Source organism: Pseudonocardia sp. SID8383 (genome assembly GCF_009864975.1).
Taxonomy (GTDB): Bacteria; Actinomycetota; Actinomycetes; order Mycobacteriales; family Pseudonocardiaceae; genus Pseudonocardia; species Pseudonocardia alni.
This window is the reverse complement of the sequence record NZ_WWFY01000780.1, coordinates 1-10,347: the sequence shown is the minus strand read 5'-3', so window position 1 is coordinate 10,347 and position 10,347 is coordinate 1. Positions and strand designations below refer to the sequence as shown.

At 74.1% G+C, this 10,347-nt stretch carries 10 protein-coding genes and 1 pseudogene; 3 read left to right on the top strand and 8 right to left on the bottom strand.

Annotated elements, in window-relative coordinates:
• The coding region (locus tag GTW08_RS18995; RefSeq protein WP_346009936.1) for a HipA family kinase at positions 1 to 790 on the bottom strand (790 nt) is incomplete at its 3' end.
• Between the two features lie 142 nt (positions 791 to 932).
• On the bottom strand, positions 933 to 1,400 hold the full coding sequence (locus tag GTW08_RS18990; RefSeq protein WP_073574136.1) for a DoxX family protein: 468 nt from the start codon (positions 1,398 to 1,400) through the stop codon (positions 933 to 935).
• A gap of 474 nt (positions 1,401 to 1,874) precedes the next feature.
• Between GTW08_RS18990 and pgi the strand changes: the two genes are divergently transcribed.
• Positions 1,875 to 3,536, top strand: coding sequence for a glucose-6-phosphate isomerase (gene pgi, locus GTW08_RS18985; RefSeq protein WP_337825940.1), 1,662 nt, complete (start codon positions 1,875 to 1,877; stop codon positions 3,534 to 3,536).
• 46 nt (positions 3,537 to 3,582) lie between these two features.
• A complete protein-coding gene (locus tag GTW08_RS33025; RefSeq protein ID WP_073574137.1) occupies positions 3,583 to 4,254 on the top strand; it encodes a phosphatase PAP2 family protein in 672 nt (223 codons plus the stop codon).
• Positions 4,255 to 4,282: 28 nt separating this feature from the next.
• Here the strand turns inward: GTW08_RS33025 and GTW08_RS18975 are convergent, their stop codons facing one another.
• Positions 4,283 to 4,861: a hypothetical protein gene (locus GTW08_RS18975; protein ID WP_073574138.1), complete on the bottom strand. Its 579-nt coding sequence runs from the start codon at positions 4,859 to 4,861 to the stop codon at positions 4,283 to 4,285.
• Between the two features lie 24 nt (positions 4,862 to 4,885).
• On the bottom strand, positions 4,886 to 5,692 hold the full coding sequence (locus tag GTW08_RS18970) for an Fpg/Nei family DNA glycosylase (protein ID WP_073574402.1): 807 nt from the start codon (positions 5,690 to 5,692) through the stop codon (positions 4,886 to 4,888).
• A gap of 77 nt (positions 5,693 to 5,769) precedes the next feature.
• Here GTW08_RS18970 and GTW08_RS18965 point away from each other — a divergent pair, with 77 nt between their 5' ends.
• Positions 5,770 to 7,545, top strand: a complete 1,776-nt coding sequence (locus GTW08_RS18965; protein WP_161152310.1) for an NHL domain-containing thioredoxin family protein — start codon at positions 5,770 to 5,772, stop codon at positions 7,543 to 7,545.
• Positions 7,546 to 7,548: 3 nt separating this feature from the next.
• On the opposite strand, the gene GTW08_RS32535 is transcribed toward GTW08_RS18965, so the two are convergent.
• The 4 genes and pseudogenes from GTW08_RS32535 to GTW08_RS18950 form a co-directional block, all read right to left on the bottom strand.
• Positions 7,549 to 8,193 (bottom strand): alkaline phosphatase PhoX, encoded by a 645-nt coding sequence (locus GTW08_RS32535; RefSeq protein WP_255497663.1) that lies wholly within the window; start codon positions 8,191 to 8,193, stop codon positions 7,549 to 7,551.
• Positions 8,088 to 8,783, bottom strand: a pseudogene (locus tag GTW08_RS32530) (alkaline phosphatase PhoX); the annotation flags it as partial. The pseudogene GTW08_RS32530 and the gene GTW08_RS32535, both read right to left, overlap by 106 nt.
• A gap of 289 nt (positions 8,784 to 9,072) precedes the next feature.
• The gene (locus GTW08_RS18955) at positions 9,073 to 9,714 is read right to left on the bottom strand and encodes a response regulator transcription factor (RefSeq protein ID WP_073574403.1); all 642 of its coding nucleotides are present in this window, start codon (positions 9,712 to 9,714) and stop codon (positions 9,073 to 9,075) included.
• A 20-nt stretch (positions 9,715 to 9,734) separates the two neighbouring features.
• A partial coding sequence (locus tag GTW08_RS18950) for a sensor histidine kinase (RefSeq protein ID WP_237453980.1) occupies positions 9,735 to 10,347 on the bottom strand: 613 nt, incomplete at its 5' end.

Genomic DNA, 10,347 nt, shown 5'->3' with positions numbered 1-10,347 from the left:
CCGTCGCGGCGACGCCCGGCAGCCAGTCGCCGCGCGCCGCGACCCGGGCCGCGAGCGCCTGGACGTAGGCGGCGCGTACGGCGTCGGGCCCCCCGACGCCGTCGACGTCGGCGATCCACTCGTCGGGCACCAGCGCCAGCACCCCCTCGAGCAGGTCCGGGGTGACCAGCGGGGCCAGTGCGCCGTCCGCGGCGTCGAGGTCGGGACGGGCGCCGAGCAGCACGTGGTCGCCTGCGTCGAACGGGCGGTGGGCGAACCGCGGCGCGGCCGACCAGTCGTGGGCGAAGGTGAGCGTCGCTCCGTGGTCGATCAGGTAGGGTCTGCGGTGCCAGAGCAGCATGTTCGAGTTGCGCCAGGAGCGGTCGACGTTGCCGACGAGCGCGTCGAACCAGAGCACCCGACCGGCGAACCCGGGCCCGACGTCGAAGGCGACCGGGTCCAGATCGAGCGCCCCGGGCAGGAAGTCGACGGCCAGGTTGAGCCCGTCGGAGTTCCGGAGCAGCTCCTGGACCTCCTCGTCCGGCTCGGTGCGCCCGAGCGTCCCGTCGACGACGATGGTCGCGATCCGCGGGACGGGCAGACCCAGCGCGCGGGCGAGCTCCCCGGAGACGATCTCGTTGACCAGCACCGGGCGGCCCTGCCCGGCGCCGGTGAACTTGACCGCGTAGGTACCGAGGTCGTCGGCCTCCATCAGCCCGGGCAGCGACCCGCCCTCGCGCAGCGGGGTCACGTACCGGATCGCGGTCAGCCGGGGCAGCGCCCGCCCCTCGGTCGTCCGCTCGTGGCTCACCCGCGGAGATTAGCGCCGGGCACGGATGCGGCCCGCACCCCGTGGCGTCGGGGTGCGGGCCGTGGTCACGCTCGCGGGGTCCGGGAGGAGGGTCACCGGCCCGCCCGGCTCCGGGACGCGCGGGCGGACCGGGAGGTGCGGGTCAGACCGAGACGGTCTGGCGCGGGATCGCCTGGGTCTGCTCCATCCGGCGGGCCGCCTGACGCGACAGGAGCTCGTCGACGCTGAACCGGCCCGGGCCGGTGGACATGAGGATCAGCGTGGCGCAGATGATCGTGCCGACGAGCGCCCACCCGTTGTCGGCCATGAACAGGCCGTTCTTGCCGTGGACGAACCAGATCGCGCCGGCCATCACGAAGGTCATCATCGCGCCGGGCAGGACCATGCGGACACCGAGGGCGACCGAGAGCGAGAACACGAGCTCGACCACGATCGTGAACGAGGCCGCGCCGATGGCCAGGGGGATGCCGAACTTCGCGAACACCGCGGCGGTGTCGAACAGACCGGCGTCGATCTTCTTCCACGAGTGCATGACCATGATGTAGGCCAGCAGCAGGCGGGCGACGAGCAGCGCGACATCGCGCGGGGTTCCGGTCAGGGAGCGGTACACGGTTCCTCCAGGTACGAGATGATCACCGCGGGTGAGCTCGTCACCACGGACTGCACAAGACCCTAGAGGCACGAACGCGCTACGTCGCCCGGTTCAGCCACCCTGCGCGACGAGACGGCCGCAGGACGCGACGAGATGTACGCCACCGCGTGTCACCCGACCGGGGAGCACTGTGGCCGGTGGCCCACACGGCACGACCGGTCGAGCGGTCACCCCGATCCCGCGTCGCCGCAGGTAGCGAGCACACAGCGTGTCCCTGCAGGAAGCGGACGTCACCCGGACGTCGCAGTGGCCGGCGGCTCACCCACCCGGGGTTCACCGACCGTCGGGGCCACGTGCAGTCCGGCGATCCGGACATGCCGCTCGTCCCGCACGACCCTGCGCGCGCCGGGCGGTACGCCCGAGCGGACCAGTGACGCGCCGCCGCGTCGCGCCGCCGCGCTCGGGCCCCGGCGCTGCGCCATGATGGCCGTCGTGTCCGACACGAACAGCCACGACATCACGGCGACCACGGAATGGACGGCGCTGACCGAGCACGCGGCGGAGGTCGAGCCGCGGCACCTGCGGTCGCTGTTCGACGACGACCCCGACCGCGCCGGTGCGCTCACCGCCACCGGGGCCGACCTGGTGCTCGACTACTCCAAGCACCGCATCACCCGCGACACCGTCGGGTTGCTGACGGACCTGGCGCGGGCGGCCGGGCTGCCCGCCCGCACCGAGGCGATGTTCACCGGTGCGCACGTGAACACCTCCGAGGACCGGGCCGTGCTGCACACGGCGCTGCGGCTGCCGCGTGACGCGTCGCTCACCGTCGACGGCCAGGACGTCGTCGCCGACGTGCACGCCGTCCTGGACCGGATGGGCGAGTTCACCGACGCGGTGCGCTCCGGGGCGTGGACCGGATCCACCGGCCGGCGGATCCGCACGGTGGTCAACATCGGCATCGGCGGCTCCGACCTGGGCCCGGTCATGGCCTACGAGGCGCTGCGCGACTACGCGCAGCGCGACCTCGAGTGCCGGTTCGTGTCCAACATCGACCCGACCGACCTGTACGAGAAGACCCGCGACCTCGACCCGGCGACCACGCTGTTCGTCGTCTCGTCGAAGACGTTCACCACGCAGGAGACGCTGACCAACGCCCGCAACGCGCGGTCCTGGCTGCTGTCCGGGCTCGGTACGGACGACACCGGGGCCGTCGCGAAGCACTTCGCCGCGGTCTCCACGAACGCGGAGAAGGTGTCGGAGTTCGGCATCTCCACCGACAACATGTTCGGGTTCTGGGACTGGGTCGGCGGCCGCTATTCGCTGGACTCCGCGATCGGGCTGTCGCTGATGTGCGCGATCGGCCGCGAGCACTTCGCGGAGTTCCTCGCCGGCATGCACGCCATGGACGAGCACTTCCGGCACACCCCCCTCGAGCAGAACCTGCCGGTGATCTCCGGGCTGCTCGGCGTCTGGTACGCGAACTTCTTCGGCGCCGACACCCGCGCGGTGCTGCCGTACTCCCAGTACCTGCACCGGCTGCCCGCCTACCTGCAGCAGCTGACCATGGAGTCCAACGGCAAGTCCGTGCGCGGCGACGGCACCCCGGTCACCACGACCACCGGCGAGATCTTCTGGGGCGAGCCGGGCACCAACGGCCAGCACGCGTTCTACCAGCTGCTGCACCAGGGCACCCGGCTCGTGCCGTGCGACTTCATCGGATTCGCCCGCCCGCACCACGACCTGCCCGGCGAGGACGCCGCCGACTCCCACGACCTGTTCATGGCGAACCTGTTCGCCCAGTCCGCGGCGCTGGCGTTCGGCAAGACCGCCGCGGAGATCGAGGCCGAGGGCACCCCGGCCGACGTCGTGCCGCACAAGGTGATGCCGGGCAACCGGCCGTCGTCGACGATCCTGGCCGAGAAGCTGACCCCGTCGGTGCTGGGGCAGATCATCGCCTTCTACGAGCACGTCACCTTCGTCGAGGGCACGGTCTGGGGCATCGACTCCTTCGACCAGTGGGGAGTGGAGCTCGGCAAGGTCATGGCCAAGCAGTTCGGCCCCGCGCTCCACGACCCGAACCCGCCGGACGCCGGTCTCGACGCGTCCACCGCCGCGCTGATCGGCCGCTACCGCGCCTGGCGCGGCCGTTGAGGCACCTCTTCCGGCGGACGAGCATCGACCGGGAGAGAATCGGCCGGTGAACGATCAACCGTCGGCCCCGCTGCGGGCCCGCGTCACCGGTCCGGTCGCTGCGGTACTGCTGGTGCTCGCCGGGGTGCTCATCGCCCTGGCGTGGACGGGTGTGCTGCAGGGCGGTGACACCGAGACCGCGGTCGGGCTCGCCGCGGACCGGATCCCCGGCGTCACCGTGGTCGCGCTGGTCGTCACCGAGCTCGGCAACACCGTCGGGAGCACGGCGGTCGCGCTCGTCGGCGGGGCCGTGCTCGCGGTGCGCGGCCGGGTCGCGGAGGGCCTGTGCCTGGCCGCGGTCCCGCTCGTCGCGAGCGTGGTGTTCACGATGGTCAAACGGATCCTCGACCGGGCCCGTCCGCCCGCCGACCTGCAGGTGATGGCCGTGGCGAACGAGTCGCTGCCGTCCGGGCACGCGACCATGGTCGCCGCCGCCTGGACGACGCTGGTGCTCGTGCTGTGGCCGGTGCTGCGGTCACGCGGCCGGGTGCTGCTCACCGCGTTCGCGGTGCTGTGGGCGGGGGCCGTCGGGTTCACCCGCGTCTATCTGGGTGTGCACTGGCTCTCCGACGTGCTCGCCGGATGGGCGTCCGGGGCGGCGCTCGCGTTCACCGGGGTGACGGTGCTGTCGCTGGTGCTCGACCGCCGGACCCGGCGACGGGACACCGCCCCGGCCTGACCCGGCCGGGCGCCACCCCCGGCGCCGGTCAGGCTGCGGGGTCCCCGTCCGGCGTCCCGGCGCCGGTCAGATCGCCGGTGATGCGCCTGGCCCGCTCCCCCGCCGCGGAGAGGGTACGGGCGTGGTCGTGCCAGGCGCCGATGTCGTCGCGCAGCCACGCCGCGCGCAGGGCCTCGGTCGCCGTCGTCCACTGCCGCAGCAGCGCGACCCCCTCGGCGGCACCGCAGGCCCTCCGGTGGGTCCGCAGTGCGCCGGTCATCGCGAGCACGGCACGCATCGCGGTCGCGACCTTCCCGGTGATCTCGATCGGCACCGGGAGCCCCGCCGTGGCGTGCGCGACGGCGGCCGCGCGGGTCAGCAGCAGCACCACGGCCACGACCCCGACCAGCACGACGACGGCCGCCATCCAGAACGCCGCGCCCGCCACCGGGGTGAACGCGAGCACCAGCACGACGAGCAGGAGCACGGGGACGACCCATCGGGCACCGCGGGCGGTCCGCACCAGGGTGTGGGCACGGCGCTGGGCCGCGGGGTCGGGTGGGGCGTCGTCGGCGCGCACGAGGCCGCGGTCGAGGAAGAGCAGAGCGGTGTCGGACGTGTCCGGCATGGGCTGATTGTGCACGGCCTCCGGTCAGACCTGCTCCTGCGGGCACCACCAGGTCGACCGCCCGCCGACGGTGCCGTGCATCATCTCGGTTCCGCAGCGGGGGCAGTGCCCGCCCGGGTGCCGGTGCTCGACGACCTCACCGGTGTGCACGCCGCCGTTCGCGACGGCCCGCTCCAGCGCGCGGTCGAGGTTGCGGTGCAGCCGGTCCAGGTCGGTGCGGGTCAGGTCGCGCACCGGGGCCTTCGGCGAGATCCGCGCCTGCCACAGCGTCTCGTCGGCCAGCAGGTTCCCGACGCCTGCCAGCACGGACTGGTCGAGCAGCCGTGCCTTCACCGCCGACGTGCCGCGCAGCAGCCGGTCGCGGAACTCGGCCGGCTTCATCCCCTCCGCGTCGGGGCCGAGACCGGACAGGTCGGGGTCGAGCCGGACCCGGCCGAGACGGCGCTTGTCGAACAGCCGGAACTGCCCGCCGTCGTCGAAGGTCATGGTGAACCGGTCCCACTCGGCCTTGCGCGGCTGCCGGTCGGGGCGGGCGGGGCCGCCGCCGATGCGCTCACCGTCGGAGTCGGTGACGACGATCCGTCCGCCCATCCCGAGATGCACGCCGAGCGCGGGCCCCGCCTCGCCGTCGGCGGTCTCGGTGTCGCACCACATGGTCTTGCCGATCCGGTTCGCCCGGGTGAGCCGCCCGCCCTTCAGCGCCGAGGCGATGTCACCGGGACGGTGCGGGCGGCAGACCCAGTCGTCGCGGTCGTCGACGGCGGTGATCGTGCGGCCGACGGCCTCGGCGAGGACCGTGCGTGCGTTCTCCACCTCGGGCAGCTCGGGCATGACGATCAGTGTGGCGTGGCCGGGGAACACCCGCGCGCCGGTCCGTCGTTGGGGCCGGTGTGACTGCTGGTGAACGGATGAAGGTGCGGGCGCCCGAACTGCGCGGACGGCGGTGGCTCAACACCGGCGGCGAGGACGTGACCCTCGCCGGGCTGCGCGGGCGGATCGTGGTGCTCGACTTCTGGACGTTCTGCTGCGTCAACTGCCTGCACGCGCTCGACGAGCTGCGGCCCCTGGAAGCCGAGTTCGGTGACGTCCTGACGATCATCGGGGTGCACTCGCCGAAGTTCCTGCACGAGGCGGACCCGGCCGCCGTCGAGGCCGCCGTGGAGCGCTACGACGTCACCCACCCCGTCCTCGACGACCCGGAGCTCACCACCTGGGACGCCTACGCCGCCCGCGCCTGGCCGACCCTGGCCGTCATCGACCCGGACGGGTTCGTCGTCGCCCGGATGGCGGGCGAGGGGCACGGCCCCGGGCTGGCCGCGCTGGTCCGGGAGCTGGTCGGCACACACGGCGACCGGCTGCGCCGCGGGGACGACCCGTACGTCCCGCCGCCCGCGCCGGACACCGCGCTGCGGTTCCCCGGGAAGGTCGTCGCGCTGCCCGGCGGCACGTTCCTCGTGTCCGACACCGCCCACCACCAGCTCGTCGAGCTGGAGCCCGACCTGGGGACCGAGGTGCGGCGGATCGGGTCCGGGGAGCGCGGGCTCGCCGACGGCGCGACGGCGGCGGCCCGGTTCTCCGAGCCGCAGGGGTTGCTGGTCCTCCCCTCCGGCGACGCCGTGCTGGTCGCCGACACCGTCAACCACGCGGTCCGGCGGGTCGACCTGGCCGACGGCACCGTGTCCACCCTGGTCGGGACCGGTGAGCAGCTGCGCGAACGGGTCGCCGTCGGTGGCGCGTCGGCGCTGCTGTCCTCGCCGTGGGACCTGGCGTGGTGGGGTGGGACGGTCGTCGTCGCGATGGCGGGACCGCACCAGCTGTGGACCCTCGACCCCGCCACCGGTGAGGCCCGGGTCCTGGCCGGGACCACCAATGAGGGACTGCGCGACGGCGCGTTCGACGAGGCGTTCTTCGCCCAGCCGTCCGGGCTGGCCGCCGGCCCCGACGGGACGCTGTGGGTCGCCGACTCCGAGATCTCCGCGCTGCGCCGGGTCGGCGACGGCCCCGGGGCCGCGGTCGCGACAGCCGTCGGGCAGGGGCTGTTCGAGTTCGGGCACCGCGACGGCCCGGCCGCGCAGGCGCTGCTGCAGCACCCGCTCGGGGTGGCCGTGCTGCCCGACGGCTCGGTCGCCGTCGCCGACACCTACAACGGCGCGGTGCGCCGGTTCGACCCGGCGACGAACCTGGTCTCCACCCTGGCGGAGGGTCTCGCCGAGCCGTCGGACCTGCTCGTCGACGGCGAGACGCTGGTCGTCGTCGAGTCCGCGGCGCACCGGCTGGTGCGGCTGCCCGTCCCGGCCGGGTCGCAGGTGTCCGGCGACGCCCACGTCGTCCGGCGGACCCCGACGGCCCTCGCCCCGGGCGTGGCGCTGCGGATCGGGTTCGCCCCGCCCACCGGGCAGCACCTCGACGACCGGTACGGCGACCCGACGTCGCTGACCGTGGCGGCCGACCCGCCGTCGCTGCTGCTGTCCGGCGGGGGCACCGCGACCGGGCTGACCCGCGAGCTGCGCCTGGACCCGGCCGTCGGCGCCGGGGTGCTGCAGGTCGCGGTGACCGCGGCGGCCTGCGACGACCCGTCCGACGGGTTCGCCGCCTGCCACCGCTACCAGCAGGACTGGGGTATCCCGGTCGAGGTCTCGCCCGGCGCCTCCACGGGGCTCGACCTCGACCTGCGGTCGGTGTGAACCTCAGCGGCGCCAGGGCCCGGTGCCGGCCAGCAAATACCCCGGGTTCTGGATGCCGGCGAACAGGAAGCGGCCGTCCCCGGTGAACGTGGGGCCGGCGAACTCGCTGTCGTTCAGGTCGTTGCGTGCCAGTGCGTAGGGCGCCCCGGTGCGCGGGACCCCGACGAGGTGCTGGACGCCCTCGCCGTCCTCCGCGACGATCGTGCCTCCGTAGGGCGAGACCGTGATGTTGTCCGGCCCGTCGAAGTTCGTCCCGTCGGCGGCCGGGTCGGCGTTCACCCCGAAGATCGTGCGCAGCTCGAGGGTCCCGCGACGCGGGTCGTGGAACCAGATCTGTCCGTCGTGCGGGTTGCGGCTGCCGTCCTCGAGCCGGGCGTAGCTGGCGACGACGAACGCGCCGCCCTCGCCCCACCACGCGCCCTCGAACTTGCGGCTGCGGTGACGCGGTCCGGCGGCAGCTGCACGCGGGTGGACAGCGTCCGGGCGAGCCGGTCCGGCACGTCGGTCCACTCGACGCGGTAGGTCGTTCCCGGCCGGGTGGCCTCGGACAGGTCGGGCACCGGGCGGTCGCCGTCGAGGGCGCGCATCGCCTGCAGACGGCCCGCGGTGTCGCCGCCGGGCCCCTCGGCGAGCGCCTTGAGCTCCCATCGGCGGCCGTCGAACCCGGACGGGGGCACCCAGCGGTACAGCAGCCCGTTGGGGCCGGCGGCGTCCTCGGTCAGGTAGATCGTGCGCGTCGCCGGGTCGACCGCGCACGCCTCGTGCGAGAAGCGGCCCAGGAAACGCAGCGGGGTCGGGCTGTTCCCCGCGTTCTCCCGGCCGGCAGGACTGACCTCGAACACGAAGCCGTGGTCCTTCGTGAGCCCGTTCGTCCCCGCCCGGGCCTCGGTCTCCTCACAGGTCAGCCAGGTGCCCCACGGCGTCACGCCGCCGGCGCAGTTGTTGTGCGTCCCTGCGACGGACACGTACTCACCGGTGCGGCGGCCGGCCCGGTCGACCTCGACATTGGTGGTACCGCCCCCGGCCCCCGGGTCGTAGGTCAGCCCCGGGCGGGCCGGTACGCGGTGCGCCTCCCCGCCGCCGATCTCGTGGTTGTTGACCAGCGTCCAGCCGTCAGGCCGGTCGAAGCAGGCGGTGCCGTCGGTGTCGCTGGGGGTGGGCTCGCCCCCGTCGGTCAACCGGGTCACGCCGGCCTGGGCGACGACGGTGTAGCGGAAGCCGCGGGGCAGCGCGAGCACGCCCCTCGGATCCGCGACGAGCGGGCCGTACCCGGCCCCCCGCAACGGCGGCGGTGCGGCCGAGGCGGAGTGCCCGGCGATGACATCGGTGCTCCCGCCGATTGCGATGCCCAGCCCGACCAGGGCGGAGTTGCGCAGCAGCCGGCGCCGCGACAGGGCGGGGGTGGGGTCGGACGTGGTCACGAGTGCCTCCGTGGTGGTGGGACCAACCACCCGAGTGCACCCGTGGCGGGCGAGCAGAGGGTGACCGGACGCCGCCACGGTGATCACTATTGAGTGACGGTGGCGCTCAGCCCTCCAGCCAGGCGAGCACCGCCATCACGCGGCGGTGGTCGTCCGACGACGGCGGCAGCCCGAGCTTGGTGAAGATCGAGGAGATGTGCTTCTCCACCGCGCCCTGGGTGATCACCATGAGCCGCCCGATGGCGATGTTGGTGCGGCCCTGGGCCATGAGTTCCAGCACCTCGCGCTCGCGCGGGGACAGCTCGGCCAGGGGGTCGCGCCGGCGGCGCTTGGTGAGCAGCGCGGAGACGACCTCGGGGTCCAGCACGGTGCCGCCCGCGGCGACCCGGCCGAGTGCGTCGGAGAGGTCGGCGAGCCTGGACACACGGTCCTTGAGCAGGTACCCGACCCCGCCGCCGGCCTCCAGCAGGTCGGTGGCGTAGGACTCCTCGACGTACTGCGACAGCACCAGGATGCCGACCGACGGGAACCGCCTGCGGATCTCCAGCGCGGCCCGCAGCCCCTCGTCGGTGAACGAGGGCGGCATCCGGACGTCGACGACGGCCACCTCGGGCTGGTGCTCCTCCACCGCGGCGACGAGCGCGGTGCCGTCCCCGACGGCGGCGAGCACCGTCGCGTCCGCCTCCTCCAGCAGCCGGACCAGACCCTCGCGCAGCAGCACCGAGTCCTCGGCGAGGACCACCCGCATCGTCATGGCCCCATCCTGGGTCACGCGTCCCCCAGGCCGGCGACCGGGACCTCCGCGGTCAGGACGGTCGGGCCACCCGGCGGGCTGTCGACCTCCAGGCGTCCCTCGACGATCTCCAGCCGGTCGGCGAGCCCGGCCAGGCCGTGGCCCTTGCCCGGGTGGGCGCCGCCGCGGCCGTCGTCGCGGACGCAGACCCGCAGCAGGGTCTCGTCGACGGTCACGGTGACCGTCACCGCGGTCGCGCCGGCGTGCTTGGCGATGTTGGTGAGCGCCTCGGTCACCACGAAGTACGCGGTGTTCTCGACCAGGGCGGGCAGCCGGGTGCCGTCGTCGAGGCCGACGTCGAGGTCGACCGGGACCGGGCAGCGCCCCGCGGCGGCCCGCAACGCCGGGCCGAGCCCGCGGTCGGCCAGGATCGGCGGCGCGATGCCCCGGGACAGCGCACGCAGTTCCGAGAGCGCTTCGCGGCTCTGTTCCAGGGCCTCGTGCAACAGCGGGCGGGCGCGCTCGGGGTCGTCGTCGAGGCGCCGGACGGCGGACTCCAGGTCCATGCCCAGCCGCACCAGGCGCTGCTGCGGCCCGTCGTGGATGTCGCGTTCGAGCCGGCGCAGGGTCTGCGCCTCGGCCGCGACG